The sequence below is a fragment of the Rhodospirillales bacterium genome (assembly GCA_028824295.1).
Lineage (GTDB): Bacteria > Pseudomonadota > Alphaproteobacteria > TMED109 > TMED109 > VXPW01.
The window spans coordinates 408,100-432,951 of the sequence record JAPPED010000003.1; the positions used below are offsets into that span (position 1 = coordinate 408,100).

26 protein-coding genes are annotated in these 24,852 nt (G+C 65.0%); 9 read left to right on the forward strand and 17 right to left on the reverse strand.

Annotation, left to right across the window (positions count from 1 at the left end; all coding sequences use genetic code 11):
- Positions 1–107: 107 nt before the first annotated feature.
- The 3 genes from OXH60_03195 to OXH60_03205 form a co-directional block, all read right to left on the reverse strand.
- On the reverse strand, positions 108–1,163 hold the full coding sequence (locus tag OXH60_03195) for a threonine aldolase family protein (protein ID MDE0711120.1): 1,056 nt from the start codon (positions 1,161–1,163) through the stop codon (positions 108–110).
- Between the two features lie 230 nt (positions 1,164–1,393).
- Entirely contained in the window at positions 1,394–1,723 is a 330-nt protein-coding gene (locus tag OXH60_03200) for a multidrug efflux SMR transporter (protein ID MDE0711121.1), read from the reverse strand.
- A gap of 212 nt (positions 1,724–1,935) precedes the next feature.
- On the reverse strand, positions 1,936–2,355 hold the full coding sequence (locus tag OXH60_03205; protein MDE0711122.1) for a cupin domain-containing protein: 420 nt from the start codon (positions 2,353–2,355) through the stop codon (positions 1,936–1,938).
- 266 nt (positions 2,356–2,621) lie between these two features.
- Here OXH60_03205 and OXH60_03210 point away from each other — a divergent pair, with 266 nt between their 5' ends.
- The 5 genes from OXH60_03210 (at position 2,622) to OXH60_03230 (ending at position 8,533) form a co-directional block, all read left to right on the forward strand.
- A complete protein-coding gene (locus OXH60_03210; protein ID MDE0711123.1) occupies positions 2,622–4,049 on the forward strand; it encodes a M48 family metalloprotease in 1,428 nt (475 codons plus the stop codon).
- Complete coding sequence (locus OXH60_03215) at positions 4,049–5,548, forward strand: M81 family metallopeptidase (GenBank protein ID MDE0711124.1); 1,500 nt, start codon at positions 4,049–4,051, stop codon at positions 5,546–5,548. The genes OXH60_03210 and OXH60_03215 overlap by 1 nt, the downstream gene beginning before the upstream one ends.
- Complete coding sequence (locus OXH60_03220) at positions 5,545–7,281, forward strand: AMP-binding protein (GenBank protein ID MDE0711125.1); 1,737 nt, start codon at positions 5,545–5,547, stop codon at positions 7,279–7,281. Before OXH60_03215 ends, OXH60_03220 begins: the two co-directional genes overlap by 4 nt.
- Positions 7,282–7,508: 227 nt before the next feature.
- Entirely contained in the window at positions 7,509–8,009 is a 501-nt protein-coding gene (locus OXH60_03225) for a hypothetical protein (protein ID MDE0711126.1), read from the forward strand.
- A complete protein-coding gene (locus OXH60_03230; GenBank protein ID MDE0711127.1) occupies positions 8,009–8,533 on the forward strand; it encodes a DUF6036 family nucleotidyltransferase in 525 nt (174 codons plus the stop codon). The genes OXH60_03225 and OXH60_03230 overlap by 1 nt, the downstream gene beginning before the upstream one ends.
- A gap of 280 nt (positions 8,534–8,813) precedes the next feature.
- On the opposite strand, the gene OXH60_03235 is transcribed toward OXH60_03230, so the two are convergent.
- From OXH60_03235 to OXH60_03290, 12 genes are all read right to left on the reverse strand, one after another.
- Entirely contained in the window at positions 8,814–9,494 is a 681-nt protein-coding gene (locus tag OXH60_03235; protein MDE0711128.1) for an ATP-binding cassette domain-containing protein, read from the reverse strand.
- A gap of 3 nt (positions 9,495–9,497) precedes the next feature.
- Positions 9,498–10,241 carry an ABC transporter ATP-binding protein gene (locus OXH60_03240; protein ID MDE0711129.1) on the reverse strand — a complete coding sequence of 248 codons (744 nt, stop codon included), beginning with the start codon at positions 10,239–10,241 and terminating at the stop codon, positions 9,498–9,500.
- The gene (locus OXH60_03245; GenBank protein MDE0711130.1) at positions 10,238–11,185 is read right to left on the reverse strand and encodes a branched-chain amino acid ABC transporter permease; all 948 of its coding nucleotides are present in this window, start codon (positions 11,183–11,185) and stop codon (positions 10,238–10,240) included. The genes OXH60_03240 and OXH60_03245 overlap by 4 nt, the downstream gene beginning before the upstream one ends.
- Before the next feature lie 19 nt (positions 11,186–11,204).
- Positions 11,205–12,110, reverse strand: a complete 906-nt coding sequence (locus tag OXH60_03250; protein MDE0711131.1) for a branched-chain amino acid ABC transporter permease — start codon at positions 12,108–12,110, stop codon at positions 11,205–11,207.
- Positions 12,111–12,151: 41 nt separating this feature from the next.
- Positions 12,152–13,447, reverse strand: coding sequence for an ABC transporter substrate-binding protein (locus OXH60_03255; GenBank protein MDE0711132.1), 1,296 nt, complete (start codon positions 13,445–13,447; stop codon positions 12,152–12,154).
- Positions 13,448–13,551: 104 nt separating this feature from the next.
- Complete coding sequence (pncA, locus tag OXH60_03260; GenBank protein ID MDE0711133.1) at positions 13,552–14,211, reverse strand: bifunctional nicotinamidase/pyrazinamidase; 660 nt, start codon at positions 14,209–14,211, stop codon at positions 13,552–13,554.
- The gene (thrH, locus tag OXH60_03265) at positions 14,211–14,819 is read right to left on the reverse strand and encodes a bifunctional phosphoserine phosphatase/homoserine phosphotransferase ThrH (GenBank protein ID MDE0711134.1); all 609 of its coding nucleotides are present in this window, start codon (positions 14,817–14,819) and stop codon (positions 14,211–14,213) included. The genes pncA and thrH overlap by 1 nt, the downstream gene beginning before the upstream one ends.
- 29 nt (positions 14,820–14,848) lie before the next feature.
- Entirely contained in the window at positions 14,849–15,778 is a 930-nt protein-coding gene (locus tag OXH60_03270; protein MDE0711135.1) for an FAD-binding protein, read from the reverse strand.
- Positions 15,778–16,527, reverse strand: coding sequence for an electron transfer flavoprotein subunit beta/FixA family protein (locus OXH60_03275; protein MDE0711136.1), 750 nt, complete (start codon positions 16,525–16,527; stop codon positions 15,778–15,780). Before OXH60_03275 ends, OXH60_03270 begins: the two co-directional genes overlap by 1 nt.
- Positions 16,528–16,624: 97 nt before the next feature.
- A complete protein-coding gene (locus OXH60_03280; protein ID MDE0711137.1) occupies positions 16,625–16,837 on the reverse strand; it encodes a twin transmembrane helix small protein in 213 nt (70 codons plus the stop codon).
- A 242-nt stretch (positions 16,838–17,079) separates the two neighbouring features.
- Positions 17,080–18,318: a cytochrome P450 gene (locus OXH60_03285; GenBank protein ID MDE0711138.1), complete on the reverse strand. Its 1,239-nt coding sequence runs from the start codon at positions 18,316–18,318 to the stop codon at positions 17,080–17,082.
- A 294-nt stretch (positions 18,319–18,612) separates the two neighbouring features.
- Positions 18,613–19,527, reverse strand: a complete 915-nt coding sequence (locus OXH60_03290; GenBank protein ID MDE0711139.1) for an SDR family oxidoreductase — start codon at positions 19,525–19,527, stop codon at positions 18,613–18,615.
- 134 nt (positions 19,528–19,661) lie between these two features.
- Here OXH60_03290 and OXH60_03295 point away from each other — a divergent pair, with 134 nt between their 5' ends.
- Both OXH60_03295 and OXH60_03300 read left to right on the forward strand, forming a co-directional pair.
- Positions 19,662–20,324: a phospholipase gene (locus OXH60_03295; GenBank protein MDE0711140.1), complete on the forward strand. Its 663-nt coding sequence runs from the start codon at positions 19,662–19,664 to the stop codon at positions 20,322–20,324.
- Positions 20,325–20,387: 63 nt separating this feature from the next.
- Positions 20,388–20,768 (forward strand): hypothetical protein, encoded by a 381-nt coding sequence (locus OXH60_03300; GenBank protein ID MDE0711141.1) that lies wholly within the window; start codon positions 20,388–20,390, stop codon positions 20,766–20,768.
- A gap of 124 nt (positions 20,769–20,892) precedes the next feature.
- Here OXH60_03300 and OXH60_03305 read toward each other — a convergent pair whose 3' ends face one another.
- Positions 20,893–21,717: a hypothetical protein gene (locus OXH60_03305; protein MDE0711142.1), complete on the reverse strand. Its 825-nt coding sequence runs from the start codon at positions 21,715–21,717 to the stop codon at positions 20,893–20,895.
- Positions 21,718–21,830: 113 nt separating this feature from the next.
- A complete protein-coding gene (locus OXH60_03310; GenBank protein MDE0711143.1) occupies positions 21,831–23,054 on the reverse strand; it encodes a CoA transferase in 1,224 nt (407 codons plus the stop codon).
- 128 nt (positions 23,055–23,182) lie between these two features.
- Here OXH60_03310 and OXH60_03315 point away from each other — a divergent pair, with 128 nt between their 5' ends.
- On the forward strand, positions 23,183–23,728 hold the full coding sequence (locus OXH60_03315) for an HNH endonuclease (protein ID MDE0711144.1): 546 nt from the start codon (positions 23,183–23,185) through the stop codon (positions 23,726–23,728).
- Between the two features lie 248 nt (positions 23,729–23,976).
- Positions 23,977–24,843: a phytanoyl-CoA dioxygenase family protein gene (locus tag OXH60_03320; protein ID MDE0711145.1), complete on the forward strand. Its 867-nt coding sequence runs from the start codon at positions 23,977–23,979 to the stop codon at positions 24,841–24,843.
- The last annotated feature ends 9 nt before the right edge of the window (positions 24,844–24,852 follow it).

The following is a 24,852-nucleotide window of genomic DNA, read 5'->3' on the forward strand; positions in this document are numbered from 1 at the left end:
TCAAAACCAAATGGACAGGCGTGCGACCTGGCGTGGGCAGATTCGCTCTCAGCGCCCGGCCGCCTCCGGTCAGCCCTGGCGGCGTGCGGCCGAGGGTTGGCGAGCCGTCACGCCGTCACCTCGGCAAGGATCCTGACGGCCTCCTTGCAATTGGCCCGGCTTACATCCAGGTGCGTCACGGCGCGCATGCGTGTCGCTCCCATCGCGCCGATCCGCAGGCCCGCCGCGCTGGCACGAGCCGCAATGTCGGCGGCGGTGTGTCCGGTATTCCCCACGTCGAAGAACAGGATGTTGGTCTCACACGGTTCGACCACGAAGCCCTTCAGTTCGGCCAGTCCGTCGGCCAGCAGCGCGGCGTGGGCATGGTCCTCCGCGAGGCGGTCCCAGTGGTGGTCCAGCGCATGGAGGCCGGCCGCTGCAAGGATGCCGGCTTGCCTCATGGCGCCCCCCATGCGCTGCTTCCAGCGCCACGCTTCGTCGATGAACGAGGAGGACCCGGCGAGAACGGCCCCCACAGGGCAGCCGAGCCCCTTGCTCAAGTCGATCCAGGCGCTGTCGAAGCCGTCCGCATACGCAGCGGCAGACACGCCCGACTTGACCACAGCGTTCGGCAGACGAGCGCCGTCCAGGTGGGTGGCGAGGCCGTGTGTCCGGGCGACCTCGGTGACCGCCCTGACGTCTGCCAGCGGCCACACGGTGCCGCCACCCATGTTGGCGGTGTTCTCGACCTCAAGCAGGGAGGAGCGCGGGGCGTAGCGGTGCGTGTCGCGGATTGCTGCCCGGGCCTGATCGGCGGAAAAGACGCCCCGCTGGCCCGGGAGAGGAGCGATCTGGACGCCGGATAGGGCCGCGGGACCCCCGCCCTCGAAGTTGAGGATGTGGCAGGACGCTTCGGCGATGACCTCGTCGCCCGGGCGGCAGTGGACCCGAATCGCGATCTCGTTGCACATCGTGCCCGACGGGAAGAAGACTGCGGCTTCCTTGCCCAGCAACGCCGCCACGCGCTCGCAGAGCGCGTTCACGCTCGGATCGTCGAATGTTTGCTCGTCGCCGACCGGCGCTGCCGCCATCACCTCGCGCATCTCGGGAGTCGGGCGCGTCTGGGTGTCGCTGTAGAGATTGATGCGCACAGCGTTCGCTTCGTTGCGTGTGTCTGTAGCCATGGTGCAGCTCGAGCAATTCCGGAAGGGGTCGACGTCGCCAGTTTGCTTCAATTATGTGATCGTTGCTTGCCTCGACCGGCGCGGGCACGAACGGCCCATAGCAAGCCGGCAAACCCAGGGGGCGGCGAGTTCCTGCCGACCGGCCGACGGATCTTGGCCGACAAGCGCATTCCTTCTCGCCGTATTTTCGGCCGCTGGGCGCTGCGCGGAATGTGCCGGTTGCCCGCCGGTCAGGCAGCCGCCGTCGTCGTCAGACGCAGTCCGACGGCACCGATGGCGATCAACGCAATGCAGGCCAGCTGGACGAATCCGAGCTGCTCCCGGAACACCACGAATCCGATCATCGTCACCGCTAGGATGCCGATCCCGGCCCACAGGGCGTACGCGACGCCCACCGGAATGACCTTGAGTGCGGGGGCGAACACCAGGAAGCAACAGCTGTAGCAGACGATCGACAGAACGCCCCATTCCCACTTCTCGAAGCCGTCTGACAGCTTCAGCAAGATCGTGCCGACCACCTCAAGCACAATGGCAGCCGTCAGGTACATCCATGCACTCATCACTTCGAACCTCCATTCCGGGGTAGCCGTCGCTGCCGGCGTCCGGACGCATTGTTGCCGCCGGCGCTCGCGAACGCGTACTGTGCCGCGCTGCGCTCGGGCATACCCGTACCCTGAGAATTCGTCTGCCGGTCAACGCCGACGGACGTCCCGCCGCCTGTGCCGAGCGGTCCCACGCCGCGCGACTGCCTGCTTCCAGCGGATTGTGCCGACTACGCGTCTCCGGGGCGCCAGTTTGCCGGTGCCAGCTCCAAACCAGTGAACTCGAACGCCGGTGCCACGGTACATCCCGCCAGCGTCCATGCTCCTTCCGATCGAGCACTTTGCCAGGTGCCTGCCGGAACGGGGACGTGAGGCTCCGCGCCGTCGCCAAAACCGAGGCGCGGCCGCACGATCTGCTGCCCGTCGGAAGAGAGCTCGAGCTGCAGCGGATCGCCCGCGTAGAAGTGCCAGATTTCGGTGGCGTCGATGCGGTGCCAAGCGGATATCTCGCCCGCCTTGAGCAGGTAGTAGATCACCGTCAAGGCGCCGCGCTTGCCAGCCTTGGTGTGGTCGCGGTAGGTCTCGCGGTAATGGCCCCCCTCGGGATGAGGGATGAGTCCATACGCTTGGATCAAGTCGTCGGCTTCCATGTCGAGCGTTCCTGATTGATGTTCACACGCAAGGTCCGGCACGGCGGTTCCCGCGACGGCACCCGAGTTCGTACGCGCGGCCAGTATCGGCGGGTCCGGCCAGCGGCACCACCGAGCAATGCCCGGACAGCCACGCCGAATCAAATGGCTTCAGGCGCGTTTCGTTGCCAGTCGGAACCCGGGCGGCACCACTGGCAACTGACGACAGTGAAGCCGCTCGATAGGGTAACCTCACGGTTTTCCTTACAGCCTGTCGACTTTCGAGAATGATGCCCGCCGAAGCAACCGTTGTCGCGCGCACATGGGCGAGCCTTCTGGTGGCCGGGTGCCTAGTCGCGTCCGCCGGGACAGCCCACGGATTTCCGCGGGAGGACCGGATCATCGGGGAACGGGAGCATCCCAGGCTGCTGGCTGCCTTCGGCGGGGTGTACCGGGGCGATCCGGCTCTCCATGCATACATCGGTGAACTCGGGACGCTGCTTGCCCGCCAGTCGGAATACAGCGACCAGCGATGGACCTTTACCGTACTGGACACGCCGGCGGTCAACGGGTTCGCACTTCCCGGCGGGTATGTCTATCTGACCCGGGGCCTGGTCGCGCTTGCCCGAAACCAGTCAGAGCTGGCCGCCGTGCTGGCCCACGAGATCGCCCACGTGGTCGCTCACCATGCGCGAGCGCGCCACGCGCGCATTGCCGCGGTCGACGAGAGGTCGCGGGTTTCCAGCGACGATCCTGCTCCGGATGGCTCCTGGAGCTTCCCGCCGCGGCCCGGGCAAGCCGGGATCCTTGCGCGGTACAGCCAGCAGGACGAGTTCGAGGCAGATGCGCTCGCCATCGGCTATCTGCATGAGGCCGGGCTGGACCCCGCGGCCGTTGTCCGGATGCTCGAGGCGAACGAGGCGCATGCCGCGCTCGTGGGCACCGACACCGGGTCACACCACGGAGCGCTGTCCTCACACCCCAGTACGCCGGAGCGCGTGAGCCGGGCCGTGATTCTCTCTCGCCGGTTGGGCGCCGGGCCGGGCCGGACAGCGGGAGACGGGTTCCTTGACCGTATCGACGGTCTTCACTTCGGCAGCCGGCCGCAGGTTGGGATGGTGCGAGGTCAGCTGGTCCTGCTTGGCGGCACAGAAGTCCGCTTCACGATGCCCGAAGGCTTTCACATTCGACGCGAACCCGGCCGGGTGACCGCCCGGGCCATGGACGGGACACTCATTGTCTATGACGAGATGGTGAACCAGTGGGGGATGGGAATCGCGAGCTACCTGCCGAGCGGAAGTCGCGAGGTCGAACTGCTGAGACTCGACGGGATGCATGCCGCAACCGCGGTCCGCAATCCGGAACGCAGTGGTCATCGCTTCGAATTTCGGACGCTGGTCATCGAGTGCGCAAGCAAACTCGTGTGCCGGTTCCGGTACATCGTTCCGTTGTCCGTGAGCCTGGCCCGGCTGGCCGACATTCGGGAGACTGCCCTCAGCTTCCGGCGGTTCGATGAGCGAGACCGGCAGGCGGCGCGGCCGCGGGTCGTTCGTGTCACAACGGTATCGGCCTCGGATACGCTGGCATCGCTCGTCGCGCGCATGGATATCGATCGAAGCCCGCAACACTGGTTCGAGCTCCTGAACGGTCTGCGGCCGGGCGAGCTGCCGGCGGTGGGCAGGCGGGTGAAGCTGGTCGTGCACGAAGACCGGTAATGCGCGTAGCCGTCGCCGGTTTCATCCACGAGACCAACACGTTCTCGCCGCGCCCTGCGACGATGGAGCGATTTGCCGAGGCGGACGGATGGCCGCCGTTGGTCACCGGCAGTGAGCTGCCGCCGGCGCTTGCCGGTAGCAATCTCCCCGCCGCCGGCTTCCTGGAAGCTGCGCGGCTGGACGGTGCCGAAGTGCTGCCGCTGCTGTGGTGCTCGGCGGTCCCCTCCGGGCCGGTCACGCGGGAAGCCCACGACGCCATCCTGACGCGGATGCTGGAACGCCTGCGGGCCGCCGGGCCGGTCGATGCCGTGTACCTCGACCTCCACGGGGCGATGGTGGCGGAGCACGAACGGGATGGCGATGGTGCAGTCCTGGCGGCGGTGCGTGCCGAGGTGGACGCATCGACGGCGGTGGTTGCGAGTCTGGATCTCCATGCCAACGTCAGCGGCGCGATGCTGGACGCGAGCGATGCGCTCGTGGCGTTCCGTACCTATCCCCACGTCGACATGGCGGCGACCGGCCGACGGACCTATGCGGTGCTCAAGGCCGTACTCCCCGGAATCCGTGACGGTCGCCAACCGGCCAAGGCGCTGGGACGGAGCCCGTTCCTGGTGCCGCTGGTTTGCCAGTCCACGGATGCCGAGCCTGGCCGGCGGTTGTATGCCCGATTGGGTGACCGCGAGGGACCGTCCGTGTATACGACCTCGCTGGCGATGGGATTTCCACCGGCGGACACCTGGGAAACGGGACCCAGCGTCTTCAGCTACGCCGAGACCGAGCCGGCGGCGCGCCAGGCGGTTGCCGCTGTCATGCGCCGGCTGGAGGCGGTAGAGCCGGAATTTGCCGTCACGCTGTACCCGCCACGATCCGCCGTGGATGAGGCTCTTCGCATTGCCCGCCGGGCGGGCGGCCCCGTCGTCGTCGCCGACACGCGAGACAATCCCGGAGCCGGAGGGGCGGGGGATACCACCGCGCTGCTGTCGGCAGCGGTCGCGTCGGATGCCGATGGTGTCGCGGTCGGCGTGCTGGCCGATCCTGACACCGCGGCCCGGGCCGCCGAGGCCGGGATCGGAGCGGAGATCACCGTGTCCCTCGGCGGACGCAGCGACGGCCGGCCCTACGTGGGTGCGGCTCGCGTGACCGCCCTCGGGGATGGACGCTTTACCGCGACTGGTCCGATGTTCGGCGGATCGCGCATGGACCTCGGGCCGATGGCCGCCTTGCGCTGCGGCCGCGTGGCGGTGGCGGTCGCATCCAGGCGGATGCAGGCAGCTGACCGATCGATGTTTCGGCACGTTGGAATCGAGCCCGATGCGCAACGGGTCGTCATCGTGAAGAGCTCGGTCCACTTCCGCGCCGACTTCGCCCATGCCAGGGCGGTGGTGGTCGCGGACGCACCCGGTCTCAATCCGGTGAATCATGACACGCTTGACTACCGGCACCTCCGCTCGTCCGTGCGGCGGATGCCCGTGGTGCACGCATCTGGAGCGCCCGGATGATGGATGCTCCATCGGACCCGCGGACTCCGGTGGCGGACCGCGCCGCCGTGCAGGGGTGGTTGCAGCCCCCGCTACTCGACCAGACCGTCGCCGAGACACTGACTCGGGCCGCCAAGCGGTGGCCGGATCGTGAGTTCGCGGTCTTTCCGGAGGCCGGCCAGCGATGGACGTACCGCGTGTTTGCTGCTGCGGTCGATCAGCTGGCGACGGGCCTCCTGGAGCTGGGGCTGAACCCCGGGGACCGGATCGGCATCTGGTCGCCGAACCGCCCTGAATGGCTGCTGGTGCAGTTTGCGAGCGCCCGCGCCGGGCTGATCCTGGTGACGGTCAATCCCGCCTATCAGGCCGACGAGTTGCGGCACGCGCTCACCCTGGTCGGCATGCGCGCGCTGGTGCTGGCGCGCCAAAGCCGCGGCACCGATTTCACGGGAATCGTGCGGTCGCTCGTACCGGGTCTGGGCGATCCCCCGGTCGTCCGGCCGGACCCTCCGGCGCTGCCGGACCTCGAGTTCGTGATCCACCTGGGGGAGCAGGGCGAAGCGGGAATGCTCCGTTTCGACGACCTAGCCGCGGCGCCTGCCGATGGCGCGCATCTCGAACGGCTGGCGGCCGCTCAGGAGCCCTCCGACCCGATCAACATCCAGTTCACTAGCGGCACGACCGGCCGGCCGAAAGGGGCCACGCTCAGCCATCACAACATCATCAACAACGCCCGACAGACGGCCGCGGTGCTTGATCTCGGACCGGATGACCGGATCTGCGTTCCGGTTCCGCTCTATCACTGCTTCGGCATGGTGATGGGTAGCCTCGCCGCCGCCACGGCCGGGTCCTGCCTGGTGTTCCCGGGCGAGCGCTTCGACGCGGGCGCCGTGCTCGATGCGGTGGAAGGCGAGCGCTGCACGGCGCTGTACGGGGTTCCCACCATGTATGTGGCCATGCTGGAGGACCCGTCGCGACCCGACCGCAACCTTGATCGTCTGCGGACGGGAATCATGGCGGGAGCACCTTGTCCAGCGGAATTGATGCGGCGTCTCCTCGAAGAACTGCACATGCCCGAGGTCACGATCTGCTTCGGCATGACCGAGACCAGCCCAGTGACCTTCCAGACGGCGAGGGACGATCCGCCGGACCGCCGGGTGGGGACGATTGGACGGGTGCATCCGCACGTCGAGGCGAAGGTCGTCGACGGCGAGGGACGGACGGTTGCATGCGACACCGTGGGCGAGATCCTGATACGGGGATACGTGGTCATGAAGGGCTACTGGGATGACCCGATGGCGACGTCAGCCGCGATCGATGCGGAAGGATGGATGCACACCGGCGACCTCGGCGTCATCGATTGGGCGGGCTACGGGCGGATCGTGGGCCGCGCCAGCGATATGGTGATTCGGGGCGGCGAGAACATCTATCCGCGCGAAATCGAGGATTTCCTGCACCGCCACCCCGGTGTTCGCGATGTTCAGGTCTTCGGGGTTCCGGATCCCAGGTACGGTGAAGAAGTCTGCGCCTGGATCATCCCGCATGAGGGGGGTGCGCTCGATGAGGCGCAGCTGAGGGCGTTTTGCGACGGCGCGATCGCGCGCTACAAGATCCCTCGAATCTGGCGGTTTGTGGACTCGTTCCCGCTGACCGTCACCGGTAAGGCGCGCAAGCCCGCTATGCGGCGGACGATGGAGCAGGAACTGGCGGGCGATCCGGGCGGAGGTCCAGGGGCGGCAGGTCCTGACACCTAGTGGCCGTGTGGGTTTGAACGACTGTGCGGGTAAACGAGGGTCGGCGGCGGGTTGCGCAGGCGCGTTATCTGGAATGAGCAACTAGCGTGAGTTCACGGCTGGGCTTCCTCCACGCCCGTGACGTTCAGCGGTGCGCGATCCGAGCTTCCGGCACGGGCAAAGGACGGCATTCGTCAAAACATCAAATGTCAATACAAAGTATTGACATTTGATGGGAAGAAGTCAAGGTGACTTACGTGAGCAAGACCCAACAACTTCAGATCCGGATCAGTGCGGAGGACAAGGCGCGCATTGGCGCCCGTGCTGCACGCGCAGGAATGGATGTATCCAAATGGGTCCTGCAGGAGGTGCTTCCACCTGTGGAACAGAAGTTCCAGATGCTTTGCCGGGAGCTGGCGACGCGCCCTAATGCGCGCTCCTTCACGATTGCGGAATTTCAGGATTGGTTCATCAGGCTGACCGCAAGCGAGTACAAGCGGGCGGTAGGCCACGCGCCGGAAGCTCGCCTCGCTCCGTTTGAGGCAAGCTATCTGGCGGCGATGGTCGAGCAGGCGGCTGCAATCCAGGGGGTCAATCCGCCGCGCTGGACGGGAGCGGTCAGGGGGCTCGACACACCTTGGTTCGCCTCTCCCCTGAAGAGCCTGCGGTTATATCTCCTGACTCATTCCCCGCCTCCGTTCCGGCGCCGGAATCTCTTCATCGACAGCAGCGTTGGACAGAGGGTGTAGTGGAATACTCCAAGCGAGATATTGAGATCTTATTTAATCGCTTAAACGAGGAACTTGCGCGCCGGTCGATCACCGGGGAAGTGTATGTGGTGGGCGGTGCTGTCATGTGCCTCGTGTTCGACGCGCGCGCTTCGACGCGGGACATCGACGCATTCTTCCGCCCCGCGCGGGAGGTACGCGAGGCCGCGCAGGCGGTCGCCACCGCCGCAGGACTCCAAGGCGACTGGCTCAACGACGCGGTCAAGACGTACTTGAGCGCCCACGAAGACTTCCAACCGTACCTCGAACTGAGCAACCTGCACGTGCTGACCGCAAGTCCGGAATATCTGCTCGCGATGAAGTGCCTTGCCATGCGGCTTGGCGAAGGATTTCACGACGAGGATGACGTGCGCTTCCTCCTGCGCATCCTTAACCTCACGGACTATCAGAAGGCGCTCGAGGTCGTCACTCGCTACTACCCGCGGGAACGGTTCCCGCAAAAGACGCTGTACGCGCTGGAGGAACTGCTGGAGCCGCAGGATTGACGTTCGGGGAGCAGGGCGGTGCAGGTACGCCTCGTGCGGTCGCCCTGAAGGCTGTCCGCATCCGTCTTCGTGAGTTGGCGGTGCGGCGCCCCGGTCCAAAACTGCTTTAGGCCGGCTTGGTACGTGCATCCGAAGCGGCGGGCAGCAGTACCTCCGCACCAGCGGGCATTCGGGTACGTTCTTCCCTTCGCCAAGATCATTCAAGCAGTGCGACGACAGGATCCAGTCCAGCACCCGGCTGTCTGCAAGCAGATCGGCAACCTGAACGAATTGCGCGGGCCTAGCCAGCGTGATCCGGGACGGACTCGGCGGGCGCAACCTCGCCGCGTTCGATCAGAAACGTAGCGTCCGCCAGTCCAGCGAGCAGGGCAGGATTCGATTCGGTGATCACGAGCGAGAGTTCGCGTTCGCGCTCCCGAAGTCTTCGGAGGGCATCTCCGTAGCGACGCGCGAGGGCAGGGGCCAGTCCCTGGAACGGTTCATCGAGGAGCACCAGCCGGGTCCCGATCATCAACGCCCGGCCTAGGGCTACCATCTTGCCTTGTCCGCCGCTCACTGAGCCCGCCGGTCTGTGCCGAAGCTCCTTCAGCTCTGGAACCGTCTCGTACACGCGCTCGAGGTTCTCGATCATCTCGGCGCCGTCGGCACGCGCAACCCGGGCCGGGAGGAGGATGTTTTCTTCCACGTTGAAGGAGGAGAACAGGCGCCGGTCCTCGGGCGCGTAGCCAATGCCCAAGGCGGGCCGGCGGTGCGGCGGCACATCGTCCATGTCGGTCCCTGCGAACGAGATGGTGCCGCTCGACTTGGCGATGAGGCCCATGACGCTTCGGAGCGTCGTGGTCTTGCCCGCACCATTCCGGCCGATCAGCGCAACGGTGGAGCCCGGTTCCACTCCAAACGTCACGTCACGCAGAACATGCATCGCCTCGACGTGGACGTTCACGCGTTCGAGCGAGAGCATCGATCAGATCCCGATAACGTCGCGCATCACGGACGGGTCGGCCAGAACCTGTTCCGGCGGGCCGACCGATTGGATGCGGCCGGCACTCCAGACAGCCACGCGATCGGCATAGCGTTTCACCATTTCCATGTCGTGCTCGACGAAGACCGAGGTCACGCCCTGGACCGCGAGCGCCTTCACCAGCAGGTCCATGATCCGGAACTTCTCCAGTGAACTGACGCCGCTGGTGGGCTCATCCATCAGCAGCAACTGGGGTCGCAGCGCCAGCGCCACGGCAATGTCGACGAGCTTCCGGTTGCCTTCCGGAAGCTCGTTGGTCATCTGCGTAGACAGTTCTGCGAGGCCGAAGAGCTCCAGCAAGTCCAACATCTCGTCGCGTTCGGGGAGGTCGTGGAGCGGCCGGAACGGGTTCCATGCTCGCTCGCGAGCGGCGGCGGCCAGCAACAGGTTGTCGATGACTCGCTGGTCGTGGAAGAGCTGTGGCGTTTGAAACGCCCTGGCGATTCCCATCCGCGTGATTGCACGCGGCGCCAACGCCGTGATGTCGCGCCCCCTGAACTGGACACTGCCGGCGGACGGTGTGAGATATCCCGTGCAGATGTTGAGGAACGTCGTCTTGCCGGCGCCGTTAGGGCCGATGATCGCCAGCCGTTCCCCGTTGAACACGTCGAGATCGATGCCGTCGGCCGCCGTCACACCGCCGAAGCTGATGTGCAGGTTGCTGGCCTCCAGCAGGGTGCGGCTCACCGCACTGGCTCCCGGTAGCTGCGCGGCCGCGGGGTGATGGCGGCAAGGTCGCGGTAGAGGCCAACGATGCCCCGGGAGGCGAACAGGATGATCCCAAGCAGAACGAAACCGAGGATCATTTGCCAGACGTCGGCCGCCATCGCAGCGGCATAGAACCGCACGAGTTCGTACACCAGCGCGCCGGCAAACGCGCCGAGCACGTGACCCGAGCCCCCGAGAATGGCGATGAAGACAAACTCGCCGGAACGGATCCAGTACCCGAGGTCAGGAGTGACCACGCCCTGATTCACGGCAATGATGGACCCTCCGAGACCCGCCAGTACGGCTGACAGCACGTACGCGATCAGCAGGATCCATCGGGCCGAGATGCCCAGGTACTCGAGGCGCGTCTCATTGGTCCGGATTGCGCTCAGCGCCTCGCCCAGCGGCGAACGCAGGAAACGGTGTACGAACCAGCAGGCCGCTCCGGCAAGGCCCAGTGATGTGTAGAAGAGGGCGGTCTCGAAGGACGTTCGGGCGAGTTCCAGTCCAAGGTACGTTGGCCGTCCAACCACCATCCCGTCGCTGCCACCCGTAATGTGGAACATCTTCTCGAGAAGGGCATAGAGCACCATCGAGAACGCTAGGTTGAGCATCCCGAAGAAGATGTAGCGGTACCGCACCACGAACAGGCCGATGATGGCGCCCATCATCCCCGAGCAGATCATTCCGGCCAGCAGCAGCACGACAAGATCCGCGCCGGCGAAGCCCCGCATCAGGAACGCGGCGCTGTAGGCGCTTGCGGCGAAGAACATCGCGTGGCCGAACGAGACCTGTCCGGCCCGCAGCAGAACCACGACGCCGAGGACCGCGAGTCCCTTCGCGAGCGCCACCGTCAACACGATCTTCAGCCACGGAACCGCCAGTGGCAGCACGGCCACCACCAGGACCAGGACGGCAGGCAAGGAGCGCACGATCCGCACGTCAGATCCTTCGCTTTTCCGCGACCCCGAACAGTCCCTGCGGGCGGAAGAGCAGCACCAGGACCATGATCATGTAGGGAATCAGGACGTCGAGTTCCGGAACCAAGTACACGGCGAAGGAGCGACCCAGGCCAATCAGCAACGCGGTGAGGGCAGCTCCCTCGACCTGGCCGAGGCCCGCCGTGGCAACGACGGCAAACGACAGGACGATCATCTCCGCGCCGAGACCCAGCTGAATGGCCGTGGTAGGCGAGGCCAGGGCCCCGCCAAGTGCGGCGAGGATGGCACCGATGACAAACGTGACCGTGAACACCTTGCGGGCGTCGATGCCCATGGCGATCGCTGTTTCCCGGTCTTCGGTGACGGCAGTAATGACCTTGCCGCTGAGCGTCCGGCGCAGGAACCAGCGCAGTCCAAGGAGCACCAGGACGGCGATCACGGGCAGCAGGATGATCTGGTACGCGTTGTAGGGAATGCCCATCACGTCGACGGTGCCAAGGAGCCGCACGGGATCGCTGGCCGAATATGGCTGCACCCCCCAGACCAGACGCTGCACGTCTTCGAGGATCATGAAGGCGGCAAACGTCACGAGGAGTTGCAGGACCTCTTCCTTCGCGTAGATGTGGCGCAGCAGGAAGCGCTCGATCACCAGCCCGAGCGCCGCCCCGATCCCCGCCGCCGAGACCAGCAGGGCCGGAAAGCTCAGCCAGGGGCTGAAGTCCGCATCGCTGATGGAGAGCACCAGGCTGGCAGCGGCGTATCCACCGATCGCGTAGAAGGCTCCGTGGGCGACGTTCAGGATGCGCATCACGCCGAAGATCAGCGTCAGGCCAACGGCGACCAGGAACACCAGGGCCGCGTAGGCGATGCCGTCAAGCGTGGCCAGCAGGAGCAGGATCGGGTCCATCCGGTTGTGGCCCCTCGCGAACCGTCAGCCGCGCAGTGCGATCATTCGGCGTGCCGGTAGGTCTGGACGGGCAGGTCCAGGATGCTGTCCGACAGCGTCTCCAACCAAGCAGTGGATTCCATGCCCGCGGGCGTCGTGATCGCCGAGCCCGGGAAGATCATCATGTGGTCCATGACGGCGAATTCGTACGCCGGGTCACGCCGGGTTACACCGATCATCTGGTCCTCCACGCCCTGGTGGTCCTCGCGGATGTGCACCGTCCGGCCAAGCCCGCGGAACTCCAGGCCCTCCATGGCATCAACGACCTGTTCCTTGCTCGGCCAGGCGCCGTCGTTGGCGGCGATGGCCTTCTCGTATGCGCCCTTCAGTGCCGACAGCGCCTGCGCAATGTGGAACACCGGGTAGATCGGGTATTCGCCGGTCTTTGCCTTGTAACGCTCGATGAACGCCTGGAAATCGGGATCATGACGGAACTCGGGATGCAGGAAATAGTGGTCTCCGCGTCCGCCCACGATCACGCCCTCCGGCATGTCGAGGCCGATGCGTTGCAGCGAGCTTTCCATCAGGGGCAGCACGAACGTGCTGCGCTCCGTCAGGCCTCGTTGCACCGACTGCCTGACGAAATTGTCGAGGTCGCCGCCCCAGGAAGTCGACAGGATGACGTCGGGCCGCAGGGCCAACAGACGGCTGATCTCGGTCGAGAAATCCGGGGCCCCGAACTTCGGGAACAGCTCGGCAACGACCCTGACGCCCGGCTTCAACTGTTTCAGAGCCGTCGAAAAGATATGCCAGCTGTCCCGTCCCCACGCGTAGTCTTGGTTGACCACAGCGATCGATTCGAACTCGGGCTTGGTCTTCAGAAGGTACAGAAGGGTCGACAGCATTTCCGGCGTCGCATTCGCCTGGGTCCGAAAGACATACCGGTACGAATTCTCCTCGAAGATCTTCTGGGTGCCGCAGTCCCACATGATGTTGAGGATCTGAAGATCCTCTGCCAGCGGCGCCACCTTCTTGCAGTTGCCGCTGGAGATCGAGGCGAACATCGCATCGACGCCGACGTCCTGCACGAGCCGGCGGTACTCGGACAGCACGTGCTCGCCGCCGGCTCCCTCATCCACCCAGATGGCAGTGACCGGCACCCCGCCGATGCCGCCTTCGCGGTTGAGGTCATCCAGCAGGATCTCGGAGGCGGCCTTGGCCGGTTCGCCGAACACCGAAGCCGGGCCCGACAGGAACCCCGTAATGCCGATCGTCAGGGTGTCGGGCTTGTCGGCAGCGGCGACCCCTGCGTAGAGGGCCAGCGCCATCGCGATCGACAGCTTCAGCAGTCCGTTCATGGTCCAATGCCTCCGTAGCATTGTCGTGTGCCCTCGGGCATGCCGCGCAGCCGCGACGGGAGTAAGGTGATTCTGAGGCCCCGCGCGCCGGGCTCGCCAGCCGGCTATCCGGCAGGCCGCCCCATGCCGCGGGCCCCGTCGCGTTCGACCTCTTGGCTCAGGGTCACGGCGACACCGGCATCGCGAAACGCTTCCCTGGCCGCGTCTACCGTGCCGGGCAGGTCGACCGGTCGGGTCGCGTCCTCGATGACGATTGCCTCGAACCCGTGGGCTCGCGCGTCCGTCGCCGACCAGCCGACGCAGAAGTCGAAGGCGAGCCCGACCAGAAACACACGCTGGATGTGCAGGGCGCCCAGTAGGCCTCCGAGGCCGGTGGGCGTGCTGCGGTCATTCTCGGCAAAGGCAGAATACGAATCGATGCTGGCGTTCATGCCCTTGCGAATGACCGCCAGCGCGCCGTCTGTCTCCAGGTCAGGGTGGAAGGACGCGCCCTCGCTGCCCTGGATGCAATGGTCCGGCCACAGCGTCTGCTCGCCGTACGGCATGCTGATCGTGTCGTACGGCGACTTGCCGGCATGCATGCTCGCGAACGACGCATGGTCCGAAGGATGCCAGTCCTGGGTGAGAACGACGTTCTGGAACTGCGGCAGCAGGCGATTGATGACGGGCACCACCTGGTCGCCGTCAGCGACCGGCAGGTTGCCGCCCGGACAGAAGTCGTTCTGGACATCGATGACGAGCAGGAGATCGTGCGGCTCCATCATCAGGCGGTCGTCCGTCGGGTACAGGTCAGCTCAAGCAGTTCAGAGTACTCCGATAGGGCAACGAGGTCAGAACGCTCCTCCTGTATTTGCCGGGGGGCCCGGAACAGGACGGCGCGCGTTGCGGCGTCGAGCATCGGAATGTCGTTGTACGAATCGCCCACTGCAACCACTTCGAAACCTAGGGCAGCGAAGCCCTCGACGGCGCGTCGCTTATGGTCGTCGATCCGTTTTCTCCAGCCGACCACACGCTGGTCGGCCGACGTTTCCAGGTGGTGGCAGAACACCGCCGGACGACCGAGCGCGGCGAACAGCGGGTCCGAGAGTTCGTAGAACGTGTCTGACAGGATGGTCACCTGGTGGGCCTCGCGTAGGCGGTCGAGAAATGCGCGCGCGCCCGGATACGGCTGCAGTGACCCTGCAACCGCGCGAAGCCGCGGCAGGTCAATGGCGTGCTGGGCCATGACCTCGATTCGATGGCGCATGAGGGCGTCGTAGTCGGCGACGTCACGCGTGGTCTTTCGCAGCTCCTGGATCCCGGTCTCCGTGGCGACTGCGTGCCAGATCTCCGGCACCAGCACCCCTTCCAAATCCAGGCAGACCATTTGCATGGGCGGTTTGTGGACGCGTCTGACCGGGATCAGAGCGCGTCGGCGATCTCCGGCACGATCTTGAACAGGTCGCCGACCAGCCCGTAGTCGGCAACCTGGAAGATGGGGGCTTCCTGGTCCTTGTTGATGGCGACAATCACCTTGCTGTCCTTCATGCCCGCGAGGTGCTGAATGGCCCCGGAAATACCCACGGCGATGTACAGCTCGGGCGCGACCACCTTGCCGGTTTGGCCGACTTGGAAATCGTTCGGGACGTAGCCGGCGTCCACGGCGGCACGGCTGGCGCCCACGGCGGCACCCAGCTTGTCCGCCAGCTGGTCGAGCAGCTGGAAGTTCTCGCCGCTGCCCATGCCCCTGCCGCCGGAGATGACGATGCGCGCAGCGGCAAGCTCCGGCCGGTCAGACTGGCTCAGCTCGCGCTTGACGAACCGCGCGATGTCGTGCGCCGCGACTTCGGGACCGTCGGTGATGGCGGCCGAGCCGCCAGGCGCCTCGGCCACGGCAAACGCGGTGCCGCGTACCGTGATGACCTTTACGGGATCACGGGAGCGCACGGTGGCCAACGCGTTGCCCGCATAGATGGGCCTGATGAACGTGTCTTCGTCCACGATCTCCGTGATGTCGGAGATCTGCTGGACATCCAGCATGGCGGCCACGCGAGGCATCAGATTCTTGCCCCAGGTTCCCGCCGGCGCGAGCACGTAGCCGTAGTTCTTGGTGGCCTCCACCACAGCGGGCGCCAGGTTCTCGGCCAGGTTGCCGGCGAGGCCGGGCCCGCCAGCCTTGATGACCGAACGGACGCCGACGATTCCGCTGGCGGCTTCGGACGCCTCGTCGCCCCGCTCGTCCAGCACCAGCACGTCGACCTCCGGGCTGATGGCAAGTGCGGCGGTAATCGTGGCGAGCGTGCCGCGGGGAAGATTGGCACCGTCGGTTTCGGCAACGACCAGAACAGCCATCAGAGAACGCCCTTTTCTTCTCGGAGGATCTGTACGAGTTCTGCGGCTGATTCGAGCACGCGGCCCGGCGGCCGTGGCGGCGGCTCGGCCACCGTGACCGTTTCCAGGCGCGGCGCGACGTCGACGCTGTAGTCCGCCGGGGTCTTCGCCTCGATGGGCTTGCTCTTTGCCTTCATGATTCCCGGTAATGACGGATAACGCGGTTCGTTCAGCCGGAGATCGGTGGTGACGATCGCCGGCGCATTGATCGAGATGGTCTCGAGGCCGCCGTCGATCTCGCGGGTGACGTCGAACACGCCGTCACCGATCACGAGTTCGGACGCGAACGTGCCCTGCGGCCAGCCGAGCAGCGCCGCCAGCATCTGCCCGGTTTGATTGCTGTCGTCGTCGATGGCTTGCTTGCCCAGTATCACGAGCTCTGGCTCCTCTGCCGCGACGACGCCGGCGAGCAGTTTGGCCACCGCGAGCGGTTCGGGGGGCTGTTCGGTCTGCACGTGGATGCCGCGGTCGCACCCGAAGGCGAGAGCGGTTCGGATGGTTTCCTGGCTACGAGCCGGCCCGATCGAGACGGCAATGACCTCGGAAGCCGTACCTGCCTCTTTCAACCGGATCGCTTCTTCGACAGCAATTTCATCGAACGGGTTCATGGACATCTTGACGTTGTCGGTCTCGACACCGGAACCATCCGGCAGCACCCGAATGCGTACGTTGTAGTCGATGACACGTTTGACTGCGACAAGGATTTTCATGAGCGACCGGCTCCGAGGGGACAGTAGCGGTGAGGGAGGGGCGCGCGTCGACTCGCGCGGCCTTGATGCATCCTAAACGAATGCTCCGGGAATTCGCTCAGGACGCATTCTGCATCAATGCGGCGAACGCAAGGATTAGCAGAACGGCAAGCGCCTGCAACACGACGCGGGCGCGCATCAGGCGGTTTCCCCAGCGGGCATTGAATTCGCCACCGCGAAACATCGAGATGACGCCGACCGCCAGCACGATGACAACCGCGGCGAGGCTGATCCCCAGAATGTAGGGAAAGATGTCTTGCAGCAGGCTCACGTGCGGCTCCGGCAAGGCAGGAAAGCAGGAGGATAGTTGAATGTGGCGTGCCGGAAACCGATAGACCCCGGCGCCTCATGCTCGGGGCATCCTCGCTGTCGCGGCCGGCAGCCGGTACGAGCCGACACCCCGGATGTCCCTGCGCAACCCGTTACGAGCGTCACCGTGACGCCAGAATTCCGGTGCCGACGGGTTTCCAACAGAAAGCCGGGACTTCGGCCAGAAGAGAAAAACCTAGCTGATCAGGTCACGTCAACCCACAGTTCCGAGAGGCCCCGAAGGACCATCTGGTTTCGACGGACCGGGTCCTGCGCCAGGCGTATCCTCGGAAAGCGCTCGAGCAGGGCCTTGAAGGTGACCTTCCCCTCCAGCACTGCGAGTGATGCGCCCAGGCAATAATGAATGCCGCGTCCAAAGGATATGTGACTTTTCTCGGATCTCCCGAGATCGAGGCGATTGGGGTCGGTAAAGACTTCGGGGTCCCGGTTGGCCGCCCCCAACAGGGAGATCACCCGGTCACCGGAGCGAATCTTTTTGCCGCCGATGTCGAGGTCCTCGCGCGCAATCCGGCCGTCGAATTGGACCGGAGGGTCGTACCGAAGCAGTTCGCCGATGGCTCCCGTGAGCATGTCGGGATGCTGACGCAGGCGCTCGAGCTGATCGGGGTGACGGAGGAGCGCGAGCATCCCGTTTCCGATCAGGTTGCGCGTCGTCTCGTTCCCGGCGACGAGCAGGAGCATCAGGGTGGATAGAAGTTCCTCCCGGGTGAGGCGGTCTCCAGCTTCCTCGGCGGCCATGAGCCCGCTCAGCAGGTCATCCTGCGGGTTCGTGCGGCGTTTCTCGATCTGTCCTTCGAAGTACTCGAAGAGCTCGCCGGTCGCCTTGCGCACCTTGTGCACGTTGGGCTCGTCGAGCAGCGGCTCGACCGTCATGGCGATGTCATCGGACCAACCGCGGAACCGGTCCCGATCCTCCGGCGGCACCCCGAGCATCTCAGCGATCACGATGACGGGCAGCGGGAATGCCACCGCGTCGATGAGGTCAAAGCGGTCCTGGTTGCCAACGGCGTCAAGGAGCTCGTTCACCACGGCGTCGATCCGGGGCTCGAGCTTCTCGATGGCACGCGGCGTAAAGGCCTTGGACACTAGCCCCCGCAAGCGGGTGTGCTTGGGAGGATCGAAGTCGAGCATCGTCAGATACGAGGTGTAGCCGTAGTTCCGGCCCTCCGACGTGAAACGCTTGTGATCCCTGAGGAGCTGATCGACATCCTCGTACCGGGTCAGTGCCCAGGCTTTCATCAGTCGCATCCGGTGCACCGGATCCTTGCGACGGATCTCGTCGTACAGCCCGTACGGTTCGTGTCGCGTGGCGATGGAGGTCGGGTCGTAAGCGACACCGGATTCCAGCCGTTCCCATGCCAGCAGCATCTGTTTGGCCGCCGGGGTAATGAGCCGGTTTGCCAGACGGGATAGGGAAGCCATAGGCACCTCGCGTTGATGCAGCCAGGACGGCGAACGCCAGATCACAATCCGTGGCTCGCCGGGCTTGTCGATACGTTGCCCAAGCGGCGGACAACGTCAAGCCTGCTGTAGCCGGCTAGCTTGCCATCTTCGGGTGTGACTTAGGGCACCAACGCTGGACGCCGCCGACGTAGGCGAGTAGTTGGCCACCGCATGTCCGACGGCAACACACGCCTTGCGGGTGCATCAGTTTCACATGCCCTCTTGGTCGTCTGGTCCGCCGGAGTGCGGGCGCACGCGAACGGCAGGATCGCTTCAGAGCGATGTGAGTTCCTCCGAGATCTCCCACAGGCGTTTGGCGATGTCCGGGTCCTGGGAAACTGCCGACGACGTGGCCGCGCGGCCGGGGGAGCGAAACTTGCCGCTCACGCCCGGCGTGAAGTACTTGCCGGTAACGCCGGCAAGGTCCGGCGAGGTGGCGAGATGGATTGAGGTTTCTGCGCCTTTCTCGGGTGTAATGGCGGCAGTGAAGCGAAACACTAAGGTGGCGACGGTCCGCCAAAATGCGGAATTGTCGGTGTCACCCTGCCCGAGATGGGAGCGCACAAAGCCCGGATGAAGGGCGTTGACCGTGGGCCCCCCGTTGCCGAGCTTGCGCGCCAGTTCGTAGGTGAACAGCAGGTTGCAGAGTTTCGAGCGCTTGTATGCGGTCCAGCCGTTGTACCGGTGAGAGAACTGCAGATCGTCGAAGTTCAGATTGGTCCCCACGTGCGCATGTGAGGCCACGTTGACAATGCGGGCCCCGGGCGTCGCCCGGAGTTGGTCCAGCACCAGGTTCGTGAGAAGGAAGTAGGCGAGATGATTGAGCGCGAAGGTCATCTCGATCCCATCGACACTGACTTTGCGGCTGGCGAACAGCCCTCCCGCGTTGTTCACGAGCACATCAAGACGATCGCCTTGGGTCATGATTGCTCGGGCCAATTGCCGGACATCGCTCTGGGAGGAGAGATCCGCTTGGTGGAAGCACACGGCATCGTTGCCGGTGTCCGCGCGAATCCCGGCGACGGCGGTGTTGCCCTTCAAGGGGTTCCGTCCCACGATGGTGACGCGGGCACCACGGGCGGCCAGGGCCTTCGCGGTGGCCCGTCCGATACCGTCAGTTGCACCGGTCACGATGACGACTTTGCCGTCCACGGTTGGACCCCCGAGTCGAGCTGCTCGCTCCTGCATGATAGCCGCCGGGACGTTTCCGCTCCTGGGTCGCCGCTGCCGATCGGGACAGCAGTTCTGACCACATGTCGTTGCCTGATGCCCCTCGGGCGAGTAGTCAGTAGAGCACCTAGCTATCGGTCGGGATGCAGGCCATGGATGAGTCAATAGGCTGCGGCGTGCGGCCGCGTCCGCTTTCAGGACCGCGTGTTGGGCCGCAGTCGCGTGCGGCCGCCCGGCAACTGGTGGTGTTTCTGCATGGCTGGGGATCGAGCGGGGACGACTTGATTCAGTTGGCCCCGTTGTTCGCCACCGCACTGCCCGATGCGGAGTTCGTGTCACCTCACGGACCGGAGCGGTGTGATCAGAACCCGGCCGGCTTTCAGTGGTTCAGCCTCGCGCGCGGGGAGCAGGACCGCACAGCGGCGGCCGCGCGAGCCGTTGCCGACCTTGAGGCCTTTCTCGAGGTCGAACAACAGCAGCTGGGACTCGCAGAGAACCGGGTGGCTCTGGTGGGCTTCAGCCAGGGCACGATGATGGCCCTTGAACTGGGGCTGTCGCGGAATTTCGCCGGGATCCTCGGGTATTCAGGGGCGCTGCTGCCGTCGGCACGAACCGCTAGTGGCGCCGACGTCTTGCTGGTGCATGGGGCGGCCGATGATGTGCTACCGGTCGAAGGCATGTACGGGGCGGTTGCCGAGCTGGCGCCGCTCGGTGCCCGGGTCCGGTACCATGTCCGGCCGCGGCTGGGGCATTCCATCGACCAGGAGGGCATCGTGCTCGGGGCGGACTTTCTGCGGCGCCGGTTCCTTGGATGAGACTTCGAAGACCCACGCCGGTGTGTGGTAAAACGTGGTGACGTGGAAATCGAGGACTAGACCATGAGCGACGAACGCTTTCGCCGGGGCGATGACAGCCTGCAGGAGATCGCCGGTCTTTGGGAGCGCACCAGCGCGAACGGCCGCGAGTACATCGGCGGGCGCACCTCGGACGACGAGGACATCACGATTCCTGCGGGTTCCTTTGTGATGGTATTTCCGAACGACAGCGACAATCCACGTGCACCGGCGTTTCGCCTGTTGTATTCGCCGCCGCGCGATGATGGGCCGCGGGCCGCACCGTCGGCGAAAGGCAGGTTCGACCGGTTCAAGGGCGGAGCCAAGCCGCAGGACGAGTTCTCGAGTAGTGATTCGGCCCAGCGCAATCCGATGACGCATGCGGCGCCGGCCGACGACATTCAGGACGACGATATACCGTTCTAGGCAACGCCCATGACTGGGGGGTGACTCATCGACCAGCAGTTAATGGCGCAAGAGGTGTTCGGACACTCCTCGAGTCGAGAAGCATCATGGCCGCCTCCCCAAGAGCCCTGGGTGTCGCCAGCAGTCAGCCTTCCACGGCCACGCCGATGATGAAGAGAACCGAATAGTCCTGCTTGTTGCAGCCCTCGATCGGCGGCATCAAGCCTCCTGGAGCCACCGGAAATTCGGTCATTTGCGCCTTGGCTGGCGAGCACGGGCTGTCGGGAGTCGCTGGGGTGTAGCGCGCGGAACGACATCGCAGATGCGTCACGTCATGGATCGTGGCATCGCCCCGGAGTTCCCAGCGTTGATCACCGTCCTGGTCCATGGGATGGACTGTCAGCACAGTCGTGACCTCGCGTCCGCCGGTGACAACGTACTGACCAGAAGGAAGCGGAAACTGCGGCTTCTCCATGATCAGGCCGTTTTCTTCCACCCACCAGTCCGTCTCGTCGAATTTCCACCGAGCCGGCGCAACTCCGCCTGCGGCTTGCAATCGCTCGTAGTGCTTCAGCCACACTCCCCGCGGGCCCGGGTCCAAGCGCCAGAGCCCCCACTGCTGCGCGCCACTCCCCGAGTTGGCGCCCGGGTCACCCAATGCAGCGATGAATTGTGGGCGAATCTGCTTGAATCTTGTCTCATCATCACTGGCCGCCTGAACCGGTTGTCCGGCAGTGACCATGATCACAAGCAGCCCAATGGCCCAGAGTGCGCAGGGGATCAGGCGCTGTGTGGTGGTTGAGGACGGCAACACTGGACCTCGCCACGGAAACGTGTGTGTGGTCATCGCGGAATCTTGCGGGCTGATCTTCGTGGTGATCGGGCCCCATTCCGTGATCCGGTCGCAATGGTAGTGAATGGTCGGTGGCGGCTCCAGCAGAAGTGTGGCCGGCGCGTCCGGGACACCCATCTGACCAAACTCAGGACGTCACTCCGCTTCCTTCTCGGGTGCCGCTAAAGCTGCACACGACCATCCTCGAGGATCCCGTCCTCGTGATGCAACAGCGGGCCGAGACGACCGGGCTAGATGCTGCCCCCGGCACGTAACCGCTTCACTTCCTGGTGGCTTTTCCCCAGGACGTCACGAAGAATCGATTCGGTATCGCCGCCCAGCGCCGGTGCAGCTCCTCGGTACCGCACGGGCGTTCGGGACAGCCGGATGGGATTCCCGGGGCTCGGGACGGTGCCGCCGTTTGCATGCGGAAGTTCGATGCGCATCCCGCGCGCTCTTGTCTGTTCAAGGTTGAGGGCGTCGAGCACGGTATTTACCGGAGCGAACGGAATGTCTGCAGCTGTGAGGGCGGCGTCCCAGTGACTGAACGGCTGATTACGCATTTGGTTCTCAATGAGGCCGTCCAGGACCTCCCGGTGCTGCAACCGGTCACGGTTGGTCGCGAAGCGGGGATCTGCGGCCAGGTGCGGAAGCTCGATCGCCGTGGCAAAACGAGCGAATTGCGCGTTGTTGCCGACGGCAACCACCATGGGGCGATCGGCGGTCGGATATAGGCGATAGGGGACCACATGCGGGTGCGCATTGCCTAGGCGAGGCGGCGAGGTGCCCGTGATCAGACCGGAGATCGCCATCATCGAAAGGCCGGCTATCGTGGAATCCAGCAATGCGAGGTCGATGTGCTGGCCCTGCCCGCTGCGCCCGCGCTCTAGGATGGCAGCGAGAACCGCCTGGACGGCGTACATGCCGGTAAAGAGGTCGCTGACCGCCAGTCCCGTCTTGGTCGGGCCGCCCCCAGGCCGGTCGTCAGCTTCGCCAGTGAGGCTCATGAGCCCGCCCTCGGCCTGGATCATGAAGTCGTAGCCGGGCCGCATTCGTGCCGGTCCTGTCTGGCCGAAGCCGGTGATCGAGCAGTAGATCAGGCGCGGGTTGACGGCGGAAAGCGACTCGTAGTCCAGGCCGAAGCGGGCCAGTCCGCCCACACGATAATTCTCGACCAGCACGTCGGACTGGCCAGCCAGTTCCCTGATGATCTGCTGTCCGTCAGGGTCGGCCAGGTTTACGGTAATGGACCGCTTGCCGCGGTTCGCTGACTGGAAGTAGGCGCTTTCGCCCGGTCCTTCACCGGTCTCCATCTGCAAGAACGGCGGCCCCCAATGACGCGTGTCATCGCCGGTGCCGGGCCGTTCGACCTTGATGACCTCCGCGCCGAGATCCCCGAGACACTGGGCGCACCATGGCCCGGCGAGAACCCGACTGAGGTCAAGCACTCGTATACCTTCAAGCGTTTCCGGCACAAACTTCTCCTTGCGACACATTTCCGAGCCGCGCGCATGGTGTCCCAATTTCAGATGCTCTTCTATACACTTGCCGGCGGAACTGCCGGTACCGGATCGGGAAACACGTGGTGGCGCTCGAGCTTCACATGAATCCGGCGCTGGTACTTAACGCCGACTATCGGCCGCTCCGATACTTTCCGCTGTCGCTGCTGCCCTGGCAGGACACGGTGCGGGCCGTGTTTCTCGAGCGGGTCAGCATCGTCGCCGAGTACGATCAGGTCGTCCGGTCGGCCACGTCGTCGATGCGGCTCCCCAGCGTGGTGGCCCTCAAGCGATACATCAAGGGCAATCGGACCCCCGCCTTCACGCGCTTCAACCTGTTTCTTCGAGACCGGTTCACGTGTCAGTACTGCGGGGCCCGTGAACCCGTGTCCGACCTCACGTTCGATCATATCCTGCCGAAATCCAGGGGGGGGCGGACCTCCTGGGACAACGTGGTCGCTGCTTGCGCTCCCTGCAACTTCGTGAAGGGGAATCATCTTCTCGACGAGATCGGCATGCGCCTGATCCGGGAGCCTAGGGCGCCGACCGAGCGCGAACTTCATGCGCGCGCGCCGGGCTTTCCCCCCAACTACCTACACGAGAGTTGGCGGGACTACCTGTATTGGGATACCGAGCTCGAAGCCGACTGACCAGGCTCTGTTTCGGCTCCACGAGACGATGAAGCTTTCTTGTAGCGGCGCCGCGGGGCGGGCTTGCGCCGCGCACGGGGAATCCGCTGCCGCGACCGACGGGCTGCTCGTTGCTGCGATCGGTGTGCGCGGGCCCGTGCCAGCCGGTGGCCGCATCTGAGGATGCACGACAGACGGCGTGCCACCGCAACAGCAATGGAATAACCTGACATTGGATCTCGTGCTCTGATCTGAAGGAGGACCCGGCCATGCCGACCTTGACCGACGAGCAGCGCCGCCAGTGGGCGGTAGACGGTTACATCCACCTGAAGGGAGCATTGGATCCCCGCGAAGTTGCGCTGTACAGCGGGTTGATCGACTCGATCCGGCACGTGCCCGGATGGGAGCCCACGCCGGACGTGCCACGCGGTCACTACAGCTGGGTGGAATGCAACCCGACCGCAGACGATCCTGACTCCTTCATGGATCGTCGGGACATCCTGGGCTATGGGCAGCCCTTCCTCGACATTGTCGATCGACCGAACGTGTTCGACCTGATTCTGGAGCTGATGGGCCCGTACATCGTGCTCAGCATGTCGCAGGCGATTGTCCGCGCGCCGACCACAGAGTTCCCCGGCTTCACGCACACAGATGGGGGCGAGGCGCTCCGAAGAATTCGGGTAACGGAAACCAGCAAGCCGCTCGCGATGAAGGCCCTGTACCTGCTCACCGATGTCGAGGGAACGGACTGCGGCAACTTCACGGTCTTCCCCGGAAGCCATCTTCGGCAGATTCCGTTCGACTGCGACGCCGCGCCCACTCCCCACACGCCGGGGGCTGTCCAGCTGGGCGGCGAGGCCGGCGACTGCTACCTGTTCAGCCACGCGCTGTGGCATGGGCCGGCGCCGAATCACTCCGGGAAGGGTCGCAAGACATTGCTCTACAACTATGCGCAGATGTTCCTGAAGACGTACGACTTTCCCACCATGACCGGCGTCATGGAATCATGCACGCCGCGCCAGCGCCGACTTCTGGGCGATCTCGGGCACGACCCGAGACCGGGCGATTACTTCTACGTGCCGGACGACCAGGAGGAGGTCATCTACGAACAACCGCACGCCAGACAGGCGGCCTGAACCTCCCGG